At 47.8% G+C, this 22,758-nt stretch carries 7 protein-coding genes (1 of these 7 running past the window's edge); all 7 read left to right on the forward strand.

Features of this window, described 5'->3' with window-relative positions; all coding sequences use genetic code 11:
* Tightly spaced (at most 26 nt apart), the 7 genes in view from HUF19_RS01470 to HUF19_RS01500 form a layout consistent with a single transcriptional unit that may run on beyond the window.
* Nucleotides 1-11,132 carry the final stretch of an IPT/TIG domain-containing protein gene (locus tag HUF19_RS01470; RefSeq protein WP_260998173.1) on the forward strand. Its footprint begins 25,006 nt before the window's first position, so the window shows 11,132 of its 36,138 coding nt (coding positions 25,007-36,138); the start codon falls outside the window, past its left edge; the stop codon is at nt 11,130-11,132.
* A 26-nt stretch (nt 11,133-11,158) separates the two neighbouring features.
* Complete coding sequence (locus HUF19_RS01475) at nt 11,159-11,977, forward strand: peptidylprolyl isomerase (RefSeq protein WP_260998174.1); 819 nt, start codon at nt 11,159-11,161, stop codon at nt 11,975-11,977.
* On the forward strand, nt 11,974-12,774 hold the full coding sequence (locus HUF19_RS01480; RefSeq protein ID WP_260998175.1) for a hypothetical protein: 801 nt from the start codon (nt 11,974-11,976) through the stop codon (nt 12,772-12,774). Before HUF19_RS01475 ends, HUF19_RS01480 begins: the two co-directional genes overlap by 4 nt.
* A gap of 6 nt (nt 12,775-12,780) precedes the next feature.
* Nucleotides 12,781-16,365, forward strand: a complete 3,585-nt coding sequence (locus HUF19_RS01485) for a thrombospondin type 3 repeat-containing protein (RefSeq protein WP_260998176.1) — start codon at nt 12,781-12,783, stop codon at nt 16,363-16,365.
* Nucleotides 16,362-19,586: a hypothetical protein gene (locus HUF19_RS01490; protein WP_260998177.1), complete on the forward strand. Its 3,225-nt coding sequence runs from the start codon at nt 16,362-16,364 to the stop codon at nt 19,584-19,586. Before HUF19_RS01485 ends, HUF19_RS01490 begins: the two co-directional genes overlap by 4 nt.
* Nucleotides 19,586-21,748, forward strand: coding sequence for a hypothetical protein (locus HUF19_RS01495; protein ID WP_260998178.1), 2,163 nt, complete (start codon nt 19,586-19,588; stop codon nt 21,746-21,748). Before HUF19_RS01490 ends, HUF19_RS01495 begins: the two co-directional genes overlap by 1 nt.
* Nucleotides 21,745-22,725 carry a hypothetical protein gene (locus HUF19_RS01500; protein WP_260998179.1) on the forward strand — a complete coding sequence of 327 codons (981 nt, stop codon included), beginning with the start codon at nt 21,745-21,747 and terminating at the stop codon, nt 22,723-22,725. Before HUF19_RS01495 ends, HUF19_RS01500 begins: the two co-directional genes overlap by 4 nt.
* Nucleotides 22,726-22,758: the final 33 nt, after the last annotated feature.

The raw sequence follows: 22,758 nt of genomic DNA on the forward strand, positions 1-22,758 counted from the left end.
CTGAGTTGCTTTTCGCGGCGACCGCTGAGCCTGAAATTTCAGATCAGGCGGATAATTCATTTATCCGTCTGACCGGTGAGAAAAACGGTGACTCCGATGTACCGTTCGGCGAGGAGAATGCCTTGCATGATGTACAGCTGTCAGCCGGCAATGCTTCCGCAGAACTGTCACTGTCCGCGCATTTGTATGATCTGAGTGGCAATCACGCCTCAGTCGGAAAAACACTGAATGTCCTGCCTTATTTGCAGTCTGGCAGCCAGACATTGTTGTCTCTTCAGGCAGGAACAGAACGCTTTGTTGATGCGAAAAACAGCCTTTCACTTGGCTTTGTTTCCGCATTGAACCAGGTCTATGGTGGCTTCCTGTTACAGGTGGAAAATGCAGAGGTTTATCGTTCTGCTGAAGGTACTGTTCGCAGTATTCAGGTCGATGGAGACCGGGTAGCTGTTGCCTATGAAATTTCCGGTGCGAACCGCGTTCGCCTGCTTGAATGGCGTGACAATATTCCAACGGTTATTACGGATGTTGCCTTGCACGGTGATCTGGCTGGAATGAATGGCGATCTGCTTTTTGCTCAGGCCGGTAACACGATTCTGGCGTGGCAGCTGACCGGAACCACAATAACCGACCTGCCGGGTGTAACGCCGGGTGAGATTATCAGTACCGTATACGATGCTGGCCATTTGTGGGTACTGACGGACAATGCCCTTGTCGATATCCAGCCAACGGTGATTGATGGTCTGATTGGTCTTTATGAAGCACAACGTTTCAATTCAGAGCGCTATCAGTCTTTTGCGGTTGTTAATAAGCGCTTTGCGCTGAACGCGGGTCAGCGTATTGATTTCTACCAGCTGACAGATGAAGGTCTGGTATCTGATGGAGAATATTCTGTTGCTGAGCCGGTTCAGGCTCTGGTGCCTGACGACAACATCTGGTGGCTGCAACTGAACAATGGAACCTGGCACGCGGTACGTAGCGCCGAGCAGATTGGCCTGCTATCGGAAGTGCAGCGTCTTATTATTGGTAGTCACCGTTTCGCTTACTTTAATGGAACTGATCTGGTTGTCAGGGAAAAAGTCATTGGTGATTCTGTTACTCCTGCCTTCAGCGTGGAGAACGCGAAAACCGGTTATCACATCAGTTCGGACCAGCCGTTAACTGTTGTTGCACGGGATACTTCAGGCCAGCAGAGAATACTGCATGAAATTGACCGGTATAACTGGCTTCTGCCATATCACGCTGCAATGTCCAGTATTGTTGTCAGTTATGTTGGTATGTCAGGTTCAGGGGAAGAATCTCTGTTGCTTAATGAGCCTGTATTTACTGACCAGGTGCTGGTAAGTCCGGCGGGGCAGACTCTTGCTGAGCAGGGAAATGTTCCATTGCTTGTTACACCGGATAGTGAGCCGGTTGTTATATCGAATACGGACGATACTGAAGTTGCTCCGCTGGCGGGTCTGGGCTGGCAGTGGTGGCAGCCAATGTCTTCAAGTCTGAGTCATACTTTTAATGCATCAGGTACAGCCAAAACCTATGACTGGATTGGAACTGCGAATCAAAGCGAAGGGCGTATTGATATTCTGAGTCCGGAAAATAATGCGGCATATCGCGAAACTGATTGGCTGCGGGTCCGGTTTGACTGTGTCGGGATGCCCGCTGTCAGATACAGCCGTGTCATATTGGAGGACTTTAATGGTCAGGCAATCAGTGCTGTTAATGTTGGTGGTTGTGACGGTGATGTTAATCTGCAGCTTCCTGCTCTGGACCTGGCAGAAAATTACTATGTAAAAGTTCAGGCTTATTATGGGGATGAGCTGTATTTCACCCAGAGTAAGGTTGCGCTGAAGGCCGTACCTTTAGTTAAGTCGATCAGTGCTGCACTGAGTGTGCCGCAATTTCAGCTTGCAGGTTCCGCTTTGGAACTGGAGCGTGGCAATACTGAAAGCATTAATACGGGTTTAATTCTGGTGGAAGATATTCAGGGAAATATCCTGGCTTCCGCTGAGAATTTCCTGCGGGTTGATATTCCCGACGATGCACAGGAAGTCGTGGTGCGTTCCTATGTCGATGACGGAAAGGGGAACAGTGATACGGCTGTTTATCGCGTTGTAATTCTTGCGCCATTTAAATTACAGCCTCAGGCCGATGTCGCTTCCTTCTCTGATGGCGTTGCCAGAGTGGGGGATACTGTTTTTGCCCGAGGTCGTACAGTGCAGAACGAAGCTGGCGAGATGCTGCTGGAAACCAGTCAGAATATCATTGCAGTTGAAGCGCTTGGGCGTCGTTTGGTGGTACTGACCGAAGAGGGTATCAGCATTTTTGATGGCGACCTTAATTATCAGCAGGTGGCGCATCATCCAATGGTGGGCCTGAATGGAATTGCACTGAATGGCCGTTACCTCTGGACCTGGGGGCAGGGTCAGATGGCCCGGTTCACAATATTTGGTAATGCTCTGCACGCCGAATCTGGTTGGTCGCTCAGTGATACGCTTACATCTTCTGTCGTTGCCGGGGATCATTTGCTGTATTTGCAACAGCAGGCTCTGTGGCTGGATGACAAAAAATTAAAAGAATTCAATGCGTCGCCATTATGGTTGGTTCGTCACCATGATAATTACTGGATACAGTTTGAAAGTGGTGAATTGCAGCGCTTTACGCTGCAGAGTGATGAGCTGAGTGAATTTACCAGTGCAGGTATTTTCCCTGTCAGTGAGCAGGCTATCAGTGTCGCAGGATCTCTGGCGCTGGTTGCAGATGCCGATCAGCTTGTCATCCTTGCTGATGATTTGCTGCCAGAGGTTCAGTCTCTTGGTTATGTTGATCTGCAAGGTATTTCGCGTCAGCAACTATTACTGAGTAACGGTTACCTTTACGCGGCTAATGGTAAGCGCTGGAGAATCGGCGTTGATGCTGATGCACGGCCATCGTTTATGGATCGCTATAAGCCTGGTGGTCGTGTATCAGCGATGGACTGGTGGATGGGCGAGTTGTATGTCGCTGCCGACCACTATGGTGCTTACCGCATGGCATATGATCATGGCGAGTGGCACTCCCGGCATCTCAGTTCACCATATGCAGAACGTGTCGCAGCGCTTGGTCATACCGATCATGGAATGTGGGTTGCGAAGAAGGATCTTGATGTGGTTGTTCATCTGACTGATCCAGCAGCAACTCAGAAAACCCGGATACGTGGTTTTGAGCCTGCATATATGGCGGTAAGCCAGCCTTATGTTGCTGTGGCTGATGGTGGAACTCTGCATATTGTGTCGGATGATGATCCTGATAGCGGAGAAGTTGTTCTGGCGTTACCTGGCAACGCGAAAGTTGCCGCTTTAACATGGCGCGAGGATGCCCTGTGGGTGGCGACAGATAATGGTCAGTTACTGGAATATTACTTCCCGGAATGGCCAATACATCCATACGATGTTCGCTGGTATCAGCATGATATCGGCTTAACTGAGCCTGTGCGGCAAATCGCTGCTGAATCCGGAAGAATCTGGTTACGTCAGGAAAGTGGTCTGCAGTACTACACACCGGACAATGGTGAAGTGCATGGGTATTCGCTGCCGGATGCGAAACATGTCAGTCAGATTGCCCTTGCGGGTGGGCTGCTTTGGGTGGCTTATGAAACAGAACTGACCGCAGAACTGCGGGCAGTTCAGCTGGATAACCTGCAGTTGGAAGGTGATTTCAGTTACGAAACAGAAATTACAGCTTTGGCTGCATCTTCCCCGTATCTGGCTGTTGGTTTTGTCGATGGTACCGTCACCATTGAGCATGTAAGTACCGGTATTCAAAGGGCTTCAGCAGATGTTGTGCGCCCTGGTCGCCGCAACACCTTTGCTTACGGCGAATTCTTAGACTTCGAACTCAGTGATAATACTTCTATCGCTGCATCCGATATTTCTTTAAATGAAAATCTGAGTTATTCGCTGCCGGCATTTGGAAATTACAGTGATATTGTCCCTGGCTGGTTGCTGAATGGACAGTCGATTAATATCCGGGCCAGAGTTCAGGATCATTATGGCCGTATCTATGAAGGATCGGTTACCCGCGCAGATTTACAGTCACGTGACCTGCCAGGCAATGATATGACGGTTAGTCTGGATTTTCCTGGTATCAGCTATTATCCGGCACCATTGCAGATTGAGGCTGTGCTCCATGAGGCCAGTCAGCCTGTTCAGCTTGTTGAATATTACATGGCCTCGGCTGAGGCTGGCCCCTATGAGCTGATTGCGAAACATTATGGCCCTGAGTTTATTATCCGCCGTAATTTCGGTATTGAAAAAGACGGTTATTGGCTGAAAGCACGGGCCGTCGATATCTATGGCAACTTTGCTGAGTCTGCTGCTCGCCAGATTCAGCGCCAGACAGATGTTCAGTCTCCACAGCTTAATATTGTTCTGACAGGTGAGCCGGTTGTTGATATTGATACAGTGATCTCCGATGAGAACTTCAGTGTTATCAGTACCGCGGCTGATAATGAAAGTGGCGTACAAAGTATTCTTCTGTACCGTGAGAGCGAACTGAAAGCGGCCATTTTTGACGACACTATCTTGTCTGTTAATGATGTTGCTAATTCTGCGGGAGCCTCGCTGAACTACCGTGTGGTCGCATCAGACTATGCCGGTAATCAATCTGAAGAAATGCGGGCACTGACCGTTATTGAAAATACGCCTCCTGAAATTACGTCATTGACAATAAATAATATCAGTCTCTCATTACCCGATACGCAGGGTATTCAGATTATTGAAGGTGATACGCTCAGTCTGACAGGTAGTGTCAGGGATGACGTATGGCTTGAAGCGGCGAGTATCCGCTGGCTGGATGCGGAGCAGACGTTGAGCCTGCAGGGTAAGCAAAGTGCCCTTAATCTGCAGTTGCAGGATGAGCGTACCGTGCGTCAGCAAGGAGATGAATCGCATACGCTTTCTCTCCGGGTTGCAGACCGCACAGGCAGAACGCAGGAGTATCCGGTTCCGGTATTGCTGAAAAAAGATCAGCAGCCAGATATTAGTAAGCTGATTGTTGAGCTGCCACAGGCTGCTATTTATGGCGAAAAAGCCAGTATCCGATTAAGTGGAATTGCGACGGTAGATGATGCTGGAAGACAACAGTTAAGCTGTAATGTCCTGAACACCTCAGGACAGGTCATTCTCGAATTTACCTGTATGGATGGTACGGTGCGAGTTCCGGTTGCTGCCGAAGATCGTAACCTGAGTCAGTTCCGCTTCCTGTTGCAGGTTGTTGACCGCTTTGGTCAGCAGGATATTTCTTCAATTTATGAACTGCCTGTAACCAGCCGGCCAAATCAGGTCCGCTTTACTGTTAATGCCGATGTTAATCCGGCCTTTATTACACCGGATGAAAGTCCGTTATATCAGGTGGTACTGGAGGATGATGCTGCACGGGGTGTTGCCGCACAAAATATTACCTGGTACATCGCCCGCCGGAACGATGCAAATAATCAAACTTATCTGGGACGCACAGCAACATCCTCTGCAGGTTACGCAGAGTGGGCGTTGAACAGTAGCCTGACAACCGGGGATTATGTTCTGTCTGCCTATGCTGATTCCCGCTTTGGACTGCAACCAGCGCAATCGGTTATCCATGTTGAGGCCGGTCAGCTTACCGGCGTCATCGCCGAATACAGCCAGAATGTGGTTGCTGGTGGAGAAATCCAGCTGACGCTGAAGCCCTCAGATAAGGCTGGCAATATACCGGTCAACACCGCAGCACAGGATATTCAGATACGCCTGGATAGCGGGTTCCACTTTGCTCTTGATTCTGCCGGTGATATTACGACCGCCGCTGACGGTGTTGAAGTGCTCAGCTTCACACTTGAGCAGCAACCGCTGAACCTGACTGTCTCCGCAGCGGAAACAGCAGGAAATTACCAATTCTCTGTTGATACTGCGCTGACTGTTTATTACCGCAATGGCACAGCTTTAACAGAGAGCAATCAGTTGCCAGTGAATGTTCGTCCGGCTCTGGCAGATGAGGCGCGAATAGTATTTGTTCGTGACCAGTTCCAGCTGAATCCGGGGTCGGTCAAAGGAGAAATCGAAACGGGAGATCAGCTGAGTTATGAGGTACGCCTGTTCGATCGTTTTGGTAACCAGACACAGGATCGGGGCCTTTATTACAGAATCATGGAAGATAGTCATCTTCTGCTCTCTAATTATATCTGGTACGGCGTGTCCTCTTTCAGTTTGCTGTTTTCAGACGCAGGAACACACCAACTCAGTTTAATATTTGAAGATGAAGCTTATCGCTATCTGAATACTTCGTTTGATGTTCAGGTTGAACAGAAAGGTCCGGGATTGCTGAATATTACATGGCAGCCTGGTGTTTCTGCTCTTCGTCCACAGCTGATATTTGAATTTGATGAAGCCGTCGAACTTCCTTCGGGTCGTGCGGCAGGGGATCTATTCATCTTACGTTCAACGGGTATCGAAAACGTATTGGCTGAGTCCGTGGAAAAAGAAGGAACAACACTTCGGGTAACACCAGCTCAGAATATGGTTATTAGCCGTACTTACCAGCTGAAGCACGAAGATCTGAATGTACAGTCTGTGGCTACAGGTAAGGCATTCCGCCCTGCACAGGTTGGCAGCAGCAGCTGGATTGACACTCCGGATATCTATATTGCAGCGAGTAAAACATATCAAATCGAAGATGATGCGCTGGAACTGCAGGCCCTGACAGCAAGCAACTATTACGATATTAAGGATGCCAGAGTCATGTTGTCCGGGCTGACGGATGAGATTCCGGCAGACTTTAATGGCCCCGAGCGCCGTTGGGTTATGCCATGGATGTTGACGGATAGCTTTACCGATGGCGAGATTCGTATCTTGAGCGCCAGTGCTAGCAGTTACGCATACAGCAATCCAGCATTCGGCAATACGCTGCCAATCCGTATGCTGACCCGTGATGGCGATTTTGACGGTGATGGTATCAGTAACTGGGATGAGCATAGCCGGACAGAATTTGATCCTACTCTGGCGGATACTAATGGCAATGGTATTTCGGATGGTGATGAAGACGTCGATCAGGATGGTTTAACGAATGCTGAAGAATTCATATTCGGCACGGATTACGATAATGACGATACCGACAATGATGGACTTTCTGATAGCTTAGAACGCCAGCTGGGTACGATTGCGGTTGGTGAATCCGGATTTGATTCTGACAACGATGGCATTCCGGACTATGTCGAATATGTGTCCCTGTCGGATCCGAACAATCCGGACGATCATGCTATCGACCCATTCTTTATCGATAAGCTTGAATTTATTCAAACCAGTCGCGACTTTACGGCTGGTGATATCGGCACAACTTACCAGCCGGAAATCAGAGCGCATTTTGCTGACGAAAACCTGTCGGTATGGCTGGATATCAGTGGCATGGCTGGGCTGTATACGCTGAACAGCAGTGATCTTGCTGTTGTCAGTATTCCGGCAGGCACGCAACAGGTTGAAATTGCAGGAAGTGGAACGACGGTTGTGCGGGCTTATCTTACCGAGTTGCCTCAGGTTGATGCACAGCAGCTTATCCATGTGCAGGGCGGTGCGGCGTTGCCTGCACCACAACTCCGTTTAATTGATGCCGGATATGATGCAGCACTGTACCGGAATACCGATCGAAACATTGTACTGATGGAAATCGAAACTCTGGCTGATGTTCAGGTAATGTCGGTAAGAGTGAATGGTCAGCCTGTTGGGTTCGATACAAGTGCTGGTAAGGATACCTCCTTCTGTCAGGCCGTTTATGATCAGCGTGGTAATCTGACGGGCGAAGACTCATTGCTTGGCTGCGATATGGGTCTGATCAATATATTTGACTGGCCGGAAGCTGTGCCGCAAGACAGCCTGGCTGAGCAGTCGTCTGCGCAGTTCGACGGAATAGAGCCTCAGCAGAATGACCTGCGCTTTGCCCTGTATGTTAAACGTGAGCTGACAGATGCACCGGAGCTGGTTCCCGTTGAAATGACGGTCAGGGATATTAATGGTACAGAGCATACTCTTGCAGTCAGTATTCCGGTGAGAACAGCCAGAGATCAGAGTGTAACAATTCATGAAGCTGACACGCTGATCTCTACCTGGCTGCTGCGTGTGATGAACGATACCCCGTCCTCTGTCTTCCTGACGGTGCAGAACGCTGAGGGTGGGAGTGTTTCGTTGGAAGAAGGACCTGGTGAAATATCAACCTTTGCAGATGACTCCGTGGTTTCTTATGAATTCAGCACGATTAGCCCTGTCTATGATGGGCTGACCCTGACTTATCGCATCTCAGGAGTAACGGAACTTACGGATATTCCTTATTTCTACCTTGCCAATGCATCGGGTTCGCAGAATATTGACCAGCTCCGCCTCGGCAGTGTGCAAAATCAGGAGATCAGCGGTGAAGATCTTCTTATTACCCTGCATTTTGATGGTGATCTGGCGGCAGAGTCTGGTTATCGGTTAATCATCAGTGCCCAGCAACTGGGCAGAAATGCGCTGGAATATCCGATGAGTATGGATGCTGAAAAAGCTTTCATTGCACAATTAGAATCTTCGTCATCTTCGCTGTTCCCGGTTGTGAAACCGCTGAGCTTTGAGCTGAAATCAGAGCGATGGGCGGTTTATGAGGCCTACTTATTAAACCGTGGTGTATTGGATAATAATCTGAATACATTCGCTCAGCCTTGGACACTACCAGCGGCTGGTAACATGCTGTTCAGCGATGATCCGCAGTGGCTGCATTTTACCAAAGTTTTGGGTAAATATATTTCAGCCAATGCCGAAGACGTTAAAGCAAATGGCGTTCGTTTGGTTCTCAGTAATGCCAGAGGAGAGGAAGTTTCAACAATCACTCTGCGTGATTCGCAACTGTTGCAGTGGTTAAAATTGATGCCGTCAGTCAGCAATCCTCTGTTGTTGTCAGAGCTCAGTCATATTGATCTGTATCGAAGTAGAGGCATTAAAACAACGGCTGGTTCAGACATTCAGTGGTGGACTGGCTTAAGGCTTCCGATGAGCTGGTTTGGGTCATCTGCTGAGCATAGCTTCAGTCTTAACTGCACAGGTTGTTACTACGGTAGCCCAGGTTTTGCACAGCCGGTTAATAGTAATATGTTCTACTCTCCGGATTTACTGCACATAGGGCCTCAGTTGTTTGCTGGCTCAGGTGGTTCATTAACCCCGCTATCAGCATTGTCGTTAAAATTCAGCAATAGTTACAAGTTGGGAGGGGCAGAATCCTTGATGATTACTTCCAACTATTCGGAGCAATCTAAGCTAACAGCGCTATGGCAGGATTTTGATCGCTTTGTAAGTGATGCAACAACCCCTGAGTGGAGTACATTGCCGCCGACATTGTCTGCTGGTATCGATATTAATACCCGGCCGGATTCCAGTATTCAGAGTCTGAATCGCCCTGTCTTGGCCCTGGGGAGCAATCGCCTGGTTAATCTGCGATTAAAGCTGGAGCTGGATAAGTCCATCAGTATTAACGGCACCCCTATCGGTGGTCGTGGATATATTGTTATGTTTGAAGACCATCTGAAGGCAGGCTGCTACAGTGGTGCATCTTATTTGGATGGTTTCAGCATCTATGGTGGTGATGGCGGTGGCTCGTGCGAGGGAGCATTTGGCTTCTACACGTCAGTCGATCAGACTGTTGTTGATATTCCGGTCTACTTATCTGGTCTTCTGCCGCCTGGAGCCTATCAGGATCAGGTTATTCTTATGGATTTGTCTTCCGGGGCAATAATCCGGGAAAATGTATCCTTTGATGTTGTAGCACCGGGTAATATTGAAGCCTTGCCTGAATCTGTGCAGTCTTTCGATGCCTTTAAAGTTTATGATTATGATCCGGAGATTCTGATTACGGATTATTCTGCTCTTTTCGGTGTTTCAGGTTTTGAGTATACCTCATTGCTTATCACGCCTCCGGCAGGAGCTGAGTGGCGTATCTGTGAAATGACTGAGGAGTGGGAACTTATCGAATTCCCATTAACAACAGACTGCGACCTCATTCTGTATAAACCGAGCAATCAGGAGCCGCAGTTCCGTTCGGGAGGTAATGGTGATTCACGTCCAAGATATCTGTTGCTGAATGCCGCATTGGAATATGTCAGGAACGGCGGGAAATTGCAGGTAATGATGCAGTTTGAAAATGACGATAAAATTTACAGCGGTGATATCGGTGTGGATGTTTCTGAACCGTACTTCAATGTTTATGTAGATGCGGTCGATCCGGAAAATAAAGTGCTGCGTTATCATGTCGGAGATCGTATCGAAGATGCGTTTGGTTTGCGCTATTCCTTTAACGCACCTGCTGCGATAGTGCTGATGGTCGATGGTGAACCTGCGCCGTTGGCCAGCCTGGGTAATGATATGAGAGTAATCTACAACTCGACGGAAAGAGAGGGTGTTTCTTTTATTAAAGATCGGGACTCGTTGGTGGCATTTGAAGATAAATATCTGGGATCGGTATTCGCTTTTTATGGAACGACAAGGGCTTATAGTTCATCAGCTGGCTGGCCTGATGATGATCCGGAGACCCCGTTACCTGAAGACTGGATTTTTGGATTCTTTCCTGAAAGTGCCGAAGGCTGGAATCATCAGGGCTCTGATGGGGATACATGGAATTCTTTAAGCATCTATCTGAATGAAACTCTGGATGGAAAAACCGGATTCCTGCGGGTGTTTGTCAATGGTAGCTTCTACGATACAGAATCGTTTACCTTTGAAGTACTTCCGGTTACCCAGGAGTATTGTGAAGATTCTATAAAAATCGAGGCATTGACACTTCCTTATTGGTCTCCTGAACATGAAAATTTCTACTCGGCTTTTTCAATCTCATCGCCATACTTTTTAGATTCTGTATCTATTGGGAAGGAAGGTGTGGAGACAATGATCAGGATGGAAGATATTTATAGCTGGTCATACACATACCCGTCGCTTGATAATTCAGAGTTTTTTGGCTGTATGAGCTGCTCGCCTGAGCTTGTTGATGAGGAAGAATTATTGTTTAAGATTGGATCGGAGTTGTGTGGGGTTGTTACGAAGAAGATCAGACCTGCGTATGATCAGAATTTGCATCGATTCAGGCCGCCGATTATGCCGAATCCATTACCAGTTTGAATTTAATTTATTGATAAGGATTGAATATGATTAAGAACACTATGTCCATTTTAATTGCAGTGCTATTGGTTGGCTGCTCCGATTCCGACTATGTGGCCAAGGTTGACAGCCAGCGTATTACGCCGGAGGAGTTCTCGACCTATCTGAAAGTGAAGGGCGTTCAGGAAGACCGTCCGGAAAATAAGGCGAGCATTCTTAAACAGTATGCTCAGGGAGTTGCCTTGGAGAAGGCGATTTTAGGCGAAGATTCAGTAGACCTGGCAGAGATCAATCAGGCTGTATCCGACTATCGCAGGAATATGATTGTAAGCCGGTATTTTGAATCCTTCATTAATGATCGGGTCACGGATGATTCTGTGAAAAATTATTTTTCCAATCATGCAAGTGAGTATGAAGAAGAACGTGTGCATGTTGCACATATTCTTATTCGTACGAATTCAGGCATGACAGAAGATGAAATCCAGAAAGTGAAAACCGATATTTTTGAAATTCACTCAAAACTTCGGGCTGGCGAGTCGTTTGAAGAGCTGGCAAAAAGCCGGTCTGACGACAAAATATCCGGGAAGAAAGGTGGAGACTTAGGCTGGATTAAACGTGGCTCAATATCGCCAATATTTTCAAGCTCAGCATTCAGTACAAAGTCTGGCGCAGTGAGCGATCCTCTGTTGACTGAGTATGGCTACCATATTGTGAAAGTGCTGGAAGAGCCGAAAGTAATCCGTAAATCACTGGATGATGTAAAAGGTGAAATCCGTCATATGCTGAAAGCTAAAGCGAAGCAGGCAGAGCTTGATCGCTTATTGTCAGTCTATGATATTGAGCTGAATCTGGCGGAGCTTGAATGATGGTGCGGCTTCTGGCACTGATCCCTGTTTTTTTTCTGGCATCCTGCAATCAGGTGTCAGACGAGCCCGTTCAGAATATTGTGGCAAAAGTTGGCAATGGCAGCATTTCCTATGACGAGCTTGAATATCAGGCGTCAAGGTTGGCGGGTAAAGGTGCCGTGAACGTTCTTAATAATTCAGAGCAGCGCCGTCAGTTAGTAGACAGCATGGCTTTAACGCTCCTCTTTGCGCAGAAGCAGCAGGAAATGATGAGTGAAGAGGAACTCGCTAAAATTGAGCTTGCAACCCAGGCTTATCGACGTGAACTTCTGGCAAAAGAATATATTGAAAGAAATTTACCCCGAAAAGTACCATCCCAGAAAGATGTTGAATCTTATTATCTCTCGCATCTTGATCAGTTTGGAGGTGGAGAGAAGTATCGCCTTACAGTAATTTCCCTATCAGATCAATGCGCTGTAAAGCCCGTCTGGCTTGATTCGTCTCGAGAGCAGTCTGTAATCACAGAGGTTGAGAAACTAGATTGTGCTAAGAAAGTCTCTTCAGCGCTATATAGCTCAAAGCAGTTGAAAGGGACATACCCTTCCTTGCCAGATGATCTGATTGTCGGCCGGGATTATTGGGTTCGGGCAGGAGGTATTCAGGAAGTTCTGCATATTGAAAGTAAGAGAGAAGGCAGCCCAAAACCTTTGGCTGAAGTCTCATCTGATATTCGGAAATCATTGGCCCCTTCTTTTTTAAGGGAAGCCCTCCAGGAAGAACGGCTAAAATTCAGCAAGGAAATCGAGTATCTCGATTAATGGCTTATGAAATACCTTTCCAGATTGGTCATTGCTTTTTCTTTGTTTCAGATATCATCAGCGTATGGATATGTGAACCAGTGTTCCCCATTATTTGCTAATGGGGTTGAAACATATACTCCGGGTGAAATTAAGTTTGAGCGCTGGGCATCTCTTAAAGGTGGAGATAAGAATTTAGCAGCTACTACCGTTAAATCCGCATGGTTAGATAGTCCGTGTGACGGGAGTGTTTGTCGTGCAACAGGGATTGCCAGTGGACGCTTTCCTGACGTTTCAGATGCGAACCGTCCACAAGGAAGAGATAAAGTTAGTGTCAGACCATTCAGAGAGCTGAGCTTAAATGCACCTGAAGAAGGCTTGTCTTTAAAGAAACTGGAGATCAAAGCATTCTCAAAAGTTTTTCTTCGTTCAGGGGATTATTGGATAGATAACCTGACCCTTGGAGCCAGCGCCGAAATTATTCAGGAAGGGGCTGGGCAAATAAGAATTTTTGCCAACTCAATTGATATGGGTGCCTTTTCCAGAATTGGCGACCAAAGCGAAAGGCATTCCTTTCTTGTTAAAACAAAATCCTTCCGAAACTCCGCATTTTCTTATGCAGAGATTTTTTTATACAGCGAATCGAAGGTCGATATGGCCGGTGTTTCTACTCTTGTTGGTAGCCTTGCCGCACCTGAAATTAAACTGAAGGCTTTGTCATCGGTCACCTTCAACTCTGAGGGAAAATCGGAGATTGATTATGGCTGGATCTGCGATCTGGATAATGACGGAATTTATGATGGTCTGGATGAAGATGCTGATAATGACGGCTTCAGCAATCAAACTGAAATTACAGCAGGAACGGACCCCTGGGATGCAGGCAGTGTTCCTGCCGATACCGATGGCGACGGTCAGGCCGATATCGAAGATGAAGATATTGATGGCGACGGCTATAGCAACGAAGAAGAAACAGAAGCCGGAACCGATCCTTATGATCCGGACAGTTTCCCGTTGCCGGAGCCTCCCCAGATACTGATCACAACGGCTTCAGGCCAGGTTGTTATGACCGATCAGATATCCATTGCCGGACGGGTAACACCGGGTGATCTGGCTCTGGCCAGTGTTATTTTAGAAAACTTAACCGGGGGTGGTGTGGGTTATCCATTAGCGCTTACCGAGCAGGGATACTTTACTCTGGAGGTTGCCCTGACTGAAGGTGAAAACCGCTTCAGAGTGACCGCCAAAGATGCCGATGGCTATACCGCAACTCAGGAATTTTTAGTTACCTATGTTGTTCCATTCTCTGTTGATCAGATAACACCGCCGTCCGGGTTTGTTTCTGAAAGCAAAGACGTGCAGGTCAGTATCAATATCACCTCCACAGGGCAGGAGCCTGTCGTTCGGCTGGATGGAGCACCAATGACATTGACTTCTGCCAATGGCAGTCAATATCAATTCACGCTGGTTAAACAGCTGGCACCGGGAGACAACGATATCCGTATTCAGGCTCTTGGTAAGGGAAAATCGATTGAGTTGCCTTTGCTATACCGTTTTGAGCCAGAAGATAATGAGGCGTTTCCCGCACCCAATATCCATATAGTACGCCCTGTGGATGGCCAGAGAACCCGACAGGACTCCGTGGCATTTTCGGCTGAAATTCTTTCATCAGTTGGCCGGCTTAACGCTGAACTGAATGGCAGTGGGGTGGGTATTACACCAATTTCTGAAGGACGTTACTCGGTTGCTGAATCTGTAACCTTGCAGGAAGGCAGTAACCAGCTGATTCTTAATGTTACTGATGCTCTTGGACAGCAAAGTGTCGCTCAGGTAGTGATCGAACAAGACAAAGATGCGCCGGACTTTGAACTGAATCCAGCATGGCAACCGGTGCCTGCCCTGAACTCAGTAGCCGATAGTAATGTACTGATTGCCGGGTTGATAAATGATAATGATGTGTCAGGCATAACCGTTAATGGTATGGATGTTCCTCTTATACCTTATGAGCAGGGCTTTCAGTTCAGCAAAATAATTACTATCCCCGCACTGCAGGATGTACTGATCCGTATCGTCTCTGTAGATTCGCTTGGTAATAAAAAATCGCAGGATTACCGTTTCTATACAGAAAGCAATCTCCAGATGAGTTGGATAAGCCCGGCATTTCCGGTTACCTGGTTCAGCGAAACAGGAACGGGTTATCCGTTTGCGGTGAAGCTGGAAGGCGTGACTGGTAGTGAGAATTTCCAGGTAACACTCGAACCATCTTCAGTATCTGTTGGCGCACAGCAGATTGGGAATTTACTGACCGGGGTTCTGCCCGACCAGCTTCCACCGGGAGATTACCAGCTGGTCGTTAAAGCAAGCTACGGCCAACAAAAAGAGATTCTTCTTGAGGGCGATATCAGAGTTATCAATCAGGAAGACTTACCTCTGCAGGTTGTACGTATCGAGCCAGAGAATCTGCAGCAAGGAATGGAGCCAGATACCGCTCTCCAGATAAACTTTAATCGTCCGGTTAATCCCGAGTTATTAAGCTTCTCGGTATACAAAACGCTGCACGGGAAAACGTATGTTAATCAGGATGAGCCTGGGACAGATTTTCTTCATGCGAAAGGTCAGCAACTACAGGATGTAAATTACTCTCGCTCACTGGTCTCAGGCGGAGTTTCATTACTTAAAAACGACTCTGTAGCCGTATTTTATCCTCAGGAAGATCTTGGCTACGGTGCCAAGGTTGAGTGGGAAGTAAAATATGATGGCGAATCTGTAGCGCGTCAGGTTTTTTCTACCCGAAGTTTACCAACGTTTATTGAAGGGGGAGTGGTTGATTCTTTTGGTCAGCAGCGTTCTGGTTTGGTTGTAAAACTGGATAAGCTGGGTCTGAGTACGTTAACCAATAACGACGGTGGTTTCTCTTTTGGCTTTGGCAGTAATTCTGAAAACAACATACCGGGTGGAGATTACCAGATAATCATCAATGCCGATGGCGCTGATCAATCACTTGGCGTCGTGAGTATTCCCGTATCGATAGCCGGTGGTCGGCGGAATAAATTACCACTAATGCGGGTTCCCAATCGCAGTAATGAAATCCTGCCTGTACCTCTTGATTCCGACAGGAGTACGGTAAGACTCGCATCGGGTGACCTGCAACTGGATCTTGATGGGGCAGCACTCAGTTTTCCCGGAAATGAACGTACTATTCACAGCCAGTTTGTACTGGCAGGAGAAAATGTACGTGACGTTCAGGAAGGTCTGGCTCCTCTGTGGTTTTATCAACAGCTGCCGTTTGGCATAGCACCTGAAGCGGCGGTTAATCTCAATATTCGTCTCCCTGCCTACAAAGGGGGCTTTCAATATTTACCTTTCGAGGGTGCATTGGCTCATCATGTTTTGATTCTTGGATATAACCCGGATAAAAACATTATTGAGCCGGTTGGTGTGGGAAAGATTGAAAATAAAGTTCTGACCAGCATCGAGCCGGTAAAACTCTCGGTGCTTGATTATATTGGTTACAGTCAGCCACTTCCGGCTCATGAAACCATTTTTACTGAATATCTGAATAAAAATATCAGCTTTATCGAGTTGGTTGCGCGTATTTCCCAGGAGTCACCATGACACGGATGTTTTACCTGAGCTTGCTGCTGTTGCTGGCATTTCCTGTCCGGGCTTTAAACCCAGATGGCTTTGAAACTTTTGTTCATATAGGTCATGTCTTTGCCCGCAGTGTTGTCACCACTGACGATGGTTCACCACTATGGGCAGAATACAACGATGATGGCGGCCATGTTAGGATCAGGTCTCTGGATGGTCAGCGTGGCGATGTATATGCCGGTAATCAGATCCGCAGCTTTCTTGAAACGCTGAAACGTTTTCGCGAGCGTTATAACGGCAAAATTGAATTAATCCGCTCTGATAACTTTACATCCTCAGTACTGCTTACCGCCGACGGCCGGAAAATTACCGGCTGGCCAGCACTGTCTTCCGGTGCGGTTATCGTCGCTGTGCCAGCGCAGGAAAAACGTTTCTCCGATAATGGCAAACAGATAGAACACTATGCCTTTCCGGTTGATATGGCGGCATTGCCAGAGACACTGAACGAAGAAACCAAAACCCTGCTGTTCGATGAGCAGGGCAAGCTGCTGTATGAAAGTGCAGACCGTATTGGCTATCTGACCGCCTTCTACATCAAAAATGATGCCGATGGTCCGGAAGACGCCAGCGAGTACGACATTGCCTCGACCCTGATACGCATTAATGCAGAAGGCTATAAAATACTCGACCCGGTTCCGGGTGTTATGATCGAAGCCACCACTGGCTATCGTAATGGACTAACCTTCTCCAATAATGACGGTTCATACCGTATGCAGGGCTATCTCAGCCCGTGTCCCGGCTTCTTTTATCAGGCAACGACAACAGCATACGCCAAGCTTTATTACGCCAATTTTAATCCGCGTGGATTTCCCACTATTCCCTACTGGTTGCAACATACCAGTTACGATAACTGTATTGGTTATGGCGCGTTTCCGCCGGGCATGGGTTTGGGCGCCATTTCTGCCCAGCAACAGGTGCGGGCGATAGTCAGCGGTACGCCTGAAAATATCACCACCCTTAACTACGCGGTCGGCATTAATGTACTGAGCGGCAATACCCTGCTTGTTGGTGCCGATATTGGTGATCAGACCACCTACAGCGCAGAAGTATCTCCTGAAACGCTGTATGCCGTAGCGGATGATTACGACGGTGACGGACAGCTGGATGCCACGGTACGTGGCGAACTGAATGCCGAAGGTTTATTCGAAGCCGCCCCTGAGGGTTCCGTTTATGGTGTTTATTTCAGCGGTAACCAACGGGCCGATGGTCAACCCAATATCACCCGCATCATGGACGTTGCCCCTCACCTGAGCCATGAGGGTTTACTTAAAACCCTGTCTGCTGACGATCTGGGGAAAACCGACATCCTCGTGTTCCGTGAATCCACCGGCGAACTCATCACCCAGCGTACCGGGCTGAACGAATTTGAAATCGGCAGCATCGCCAGCACAGGGCTGGATGCCGATAACAACTTTGCTTACAGAATTCCCATTCGCAGCACAGAAGATGCCCACAGCTTTAAGCGCTTAATGCATAAAGACTTTGTGGAGTGGCAGGCGAAAAATAAAGTAACGCCATCGCTGCAGGCCTTTCAGGCCGATTTTCTGCGTACCGGAGAAATGGTACGCATCGTTGTTATAAACCGCCCGACCGGTTATATCGGCAGTGCCCGTGTCGCCCTGTCCGGCGCCAAAGACGGTGGTGACATTACCGTAAGGGTACCGCCCGTTGTACTTGCACCACCGAATCTCAAAGTCTGGGCGACCCGTCGCTATCAGGGCCAGGGACTGCTGCAAAATGCCGACGACGTTCGCCGCACCATCAGCAACGAAGGCGCCGCCACCACCGACGACCAGCTGATTGAAGTACATACCGAATGGCTTGACCAGGACGGCTACCCGCTGCCATCCGGATTAGCAGGCTACGGCTACACCGGCCGTTTAACCCGGCAGATCAGTGATGGTGATGACCCCTATGACAGCACCGTTAAAGAGTTTGCGATTAACCCCGGCCGTCAGCTGCAGGTGCTCAACTTTGGCAGTGACAGCCAGTTCCACCACTATCTACAGGTCAATGGTTCAGCCATCAGCGAACAGAACGACTTCTCCGCCGGCGACCATACCGGCGTATTGCGTCATCGTCCCAGCCGCTATGTTCCGGTAAAAGTCCCGCTGTACGACGAACAGGGCACCGTGAATGACCGCATCGCCGTTACACAGAGCGACGATCCCGACCTCAGCGCCCGCGATGTGACCTCGCGCTTTAACTGGGTCTACCGCCCTGAATTCAGCTTCAGCGTGATTGACCTTGAACTCAGCGCTATTAACCTGCAGAGCACACAAGACGAAAACGGTGATTCTCAAAAAATCAACATCATCGACGACACCACCCCCGTGATCTCCAGTGCCGACGACCTGGTCGAAGTCATCTTTAACTTAATCGGCTCCGAATACGAACGCATCACCCCGTTTGAAGGTGAACGCCAATACATCTTTGCACTGGGCGAACAGGAAATCGAAGTGCGGATCGACAAAGGGGCAGGGCAGGAACAACAAATCACTTTTAAAAACCTCGAACACCTGGCCCAGCTGAATGCCGAAGACTATTTAACCCTCAGCCTGTACCTGAACCAGGATGCGCAGAACGTGCTGTGGGAGTGGGCATTTACCACGCTGGATATCGACATGGATGAAGACAACAACAACGGCACCGACTTGCCTGACCGCTCAGCGCTGGAAGAAGCCATTGAATCGATTCCCAAGCATCCGGGAAAACGCATCCGCGTCAATAATATGGACATCAATCAAAACAAGGTACCCGACTTTGCCGAGTTCGATTATCTCGATAAAACCGGCCAGCGCGTTATAACCCACTTTGTTCCCATGGTGGTGGAGATCCCATCCCATGTACCGATGGCAGGCTCAACCCTGACCTTCAGTTATCAGGGATCCGAACCCTTAGCAATTGAAGTCAGCGATGATCCTGATTATCCAGGTGACAGCCGCCGCAAACTCTATGAAGCCGCGCCCGGCGTGCAACGTATGTGGCGCACCGATGCCGATAAAAAGCGGGACCCAAAAGGCATCCACTCCGGGGGGGATTATGTAACCCCTGATCATCAATACAGCCTGTTGCAATTAGGCTTTAGTGAACAGAAACGTACACAAGTGTTTTACCTGGAAGGCATCCGGCGAACGGAAAACAGACAGGCCCGCATTGTGACTAATCTGGAGTACGACGACTGATGAACGGATGCATCAAGAACAGCCACCGGACCTATAACCACAGAACCTATACCTCAGTATGTCTGAGCGCTCTGATCTGCCTGCTGCTTCCGGGTACGGCATCAGGGCGTAACGATATTGGTGTTACAGAGCCTACCGTTGCCGAACCGGCTTTCTCAGCTAAAGCCGCCCTGCCAGCCGAAATGGACTTGAGCGTTACCACCATTCCATTCAATACCCAATCGTATGATGGCATCTACACCCTGGGTGGAGTCCGGCTGAAACTTACCTTAAACCAAAGCAGCCTGAGTACCGAAGACCAGACAGAGATTCCCAATATTATCTGGACGTTTGGTCAGGCAGGTCGCGTCTGCACCGATATGAACATGTTGGCTGATAACAGTAATTGTCAGGTACTGCCACTGGGGTTTGAATACCAGAGGGCAGACAACACCGCAACGACAGAAAATGAACAGTTTACAGTATTCTGGGAACCGCTCGACTGGACGCTGGGCATGAACGTAATCGCCACCGCCAGAACCGATAATGGCGACCGAGTGGTCACGGCCGAAAGCCATGGCACCACCCTGACCGTGCCCTATCCGGAAAGTCGGTTTGAACTGCTGCTCAGTACCCGCATATTAGGGCCGGCAGCAGATGGAGAAGAGCTAACGGAAGGCAGTGATGTAAAAATGCTGGAGCAGATGCTGTGGCAGCTGGGGGTGAGTCCGCAATATGGATATCCTGGCAAGGATGGTGCAAGGATCGCATCACGTCGGAGCTCCTCGGGAGAGGGGACAATTAACACAACAGATTGCGGTGGTCATGCTGCTAATGATCGATCTGTATTTTATTCTGACTGGAATGGTTGTAACGATAATGGCAGTGTATCGACAGAAGGAATGTTACGTCGTTTTCAGGGACGTAGTTTTGATGCTCCTGTTGAAATCGAACCAGGGCGAAGTGCTTATACAAACCTGAAAGGATTAACAACAGTTGGCAATATCAATGGCTCTCTGAATCAGGAAACTTTGAATCAATTGCAAAAAGTCTGGACTCATTTCTACACGGCTGTCAGTGCTCACGCGAATACGGGGCAATATACAACTACAAACTTACCAGATAATGCCTGGGCCGCAGTCCGAACGATGCTGAGCACGGGAGGAGTTATTCCCTATAACGGCAATGCTGGATACAACATTACTGCCAGTTACGATAATGATGACCATATGGCTGTAATCACTAATTTTCCTGCTGCAGCACGCGATATTACGACAGATGGTGTGATTCGGGCCTGGGTGAAACAGGAAAGTGAAAATATTCATTGGGGAGGAGGCAGCTATCAGAGAACGGATTATCGTATGTATGAAGGTTCTGGTGATGACGAAGGGAGTATGGGCTTTAATCATATTGTCTGGAAGCGCTTATATGGAACGGAAACCGACTGTAATGAAGTACGGGGATTTATAGGCGATACGACCAATGTCAATATGTACAATCCAGTGAACAGCCTATATGGCCTGGTTGTTGCGGGTGCACATGCTTCATGTCGTTCATCTAATGGTCTGTTCCGATCATTCAATGATGCCAGTTATGTGCAGAACATCGCAGAAGCAGATCGTCCGGTGGCATACTGTTATGAAGCGATAGCTACTGCATCAACAGCAGCTAACCGGTGTAGCTCAATTACCGGTGATAACCGCTCAGTTCACATCTTTAATGCGACACAAGATACTGGCATGCACTTGCTGGGTAAGGCAATGGTTGGCTATAACGCAGGTACCGGACGCCCATCGACCAACTATTTTGGCGATAGAATGCTGGGAAGTACGCGAGCTGTGACCAGTTCTGGAGATTATGTTAAAACCCGTTTTGGTTATTGGATGGCGATTAAACATCATACTCAAGCGGACACAGATCCTGGTTACTTGCCTTACACAACTTACATATGGCCTAGTTATCAGAATGGTTTGGATTTAAATGGTAATGGTGTGATTGAAAATACGCCTGATGCTGATGGTGTTATTGAAGCCAATACACCGTGGTGCTATGCCTATGGTGAGTTGGATTGGATGAATCCTAAAACGATGCGTGAGCCTGGTCGTCCAGATCGTGATTATAGGAAACAAGATTATTTTGATGATGCCGTTGATGATATTAGTATTAGGGTGGGTTGCTCATGAAATATTATTTTATTAATAGATACTTTGTTTTTATTATGTTCACAGTTTTTTGGGGTGAAGCGTATGCGTCTGACTTGGTGCTTGGATTCAACCGAAGTGAGAGGCTAAGTGAATTTCAAATAATAAAAAAGAGCTTGGGATATAGGCCATACAGCCTTGTTGAAGGAGAGCATGATAATATTTTTTGGGGAATGTCTGGTGATGGGAAGGGAGTTGCAAAGTATCATTTAAATGATTCAATGAGTGTAGAAGGCTGGGCATTAAGTCGTTGGCCTCAAGAATTAAAAAGTAAAAATGTAGCATCTATGTACAGATTGGCTAGTGAGCCTGAATTTGCACGAGATTATGCCTACAAACCGGCTAATTCTAATCCGCTGTCAGTAGGCTATTCAGTTTTAGGTTGCTTGGCGCATCATCCGCTGCGTTATGGTGATTTTGATGATAATGGTACCAGCGAGCTTGTACTCTTTCTTGGCTATGAGTCTGAAGTATTGGATATCGTTATGTTTTCTCCGGAGTATGAGAAGATACAATTCTCTGTCAGGTCTATTTTTACAGACGCTACAGATTTTGATTATGGCGACAGCTTTAAGTATCAGTTTGCATCAAACTTTAATATGAATAAGGGTTGGTATGTTGGAACAAAAACCTACGCCAAAATTTTTGTAGGTGAGTTTGATGGCAATAAAGATAGCCCAGATATTATTGTGTGGCGTAAACGCTATCAGTCTCTGCCTAAGGGAAGTGTTGAAAAAGGCTTTCAACTGGTTTATCAAAACTATCAGTTATATACCTTGGCTGGTGATGAGTACCAACTTCAAGTTTCTCTGGAAGCACAGATTGAACGCTTGATGAAAGATAATAATCTGACCTGGAGTAAAGGCTTTCCATCCATATCCGAATGCCCTGGCGAAGAGGGAAAGCTTATTCCGGAAATGCATGACCCGCTGCTCAATGATCCTGATGTACTTAAATAAAGAAGATACATTCTCACTAAATGCTATAAATAA

It is taken from the genome of Thalassolituus hydrocarboniclasticus (assembly GCF_025345565.1).
In the GTDB taxonomy this organism is placed as follows: domain Bacteria; phylum Pseudomonadota; class Gammaproteobacteria; order Pseudomonadales; family Oceanobacteraceae; genus Venatoribacter; species Venatoribacter hydrocarboniclasticus.

Excerpts from the sequence above, each read along its gene's own strand:
- HUF19_RS01485 (WP_260998176.1), top strand. The coding sequence starts at position 12,781 with ATGAAATACCTTTCCAGATTGGTCATTGCTTTTTCTTTGTTTCAGATA.
- HUF19_RS01495 (WP_260998178.1), top strand. The coding sequence starts at position 19,586 with ATGAACGGATGCATCAAGAACAGCCACCGGACCTATAACCACAGAACC.
- HUF19_RS01500 (WP_260998179.1), top strand. The coding sequence starts at position 21,745 with ATGAAATATTATTTTATTAATAGATACTTTGTTTTTATTATGTTCACA.
- HUF19_RS01490 (WP_260998177.1), top strand. The coding sequence starts at position 16,362 with ATGACACGGATGTTTTACCTGAGCTTGCTGCTGTTGCTGGCATTTCCT.
- HUF19_RS01480 (WP_260998175.1), top strand. The coding sequence starts at position 11,974 with ATGATGGTGCGGCTTCTGGCACTGATCCCTGTTTTTTTTCTGGCATCC.
- HUF19_RS01475 (WP_260998174.1), top strand. The coding sequence starts at position 11,159 with ATGATTAAGAACACTATGTCCATTTTAATTGCAGTGCTATTGGTTGGC.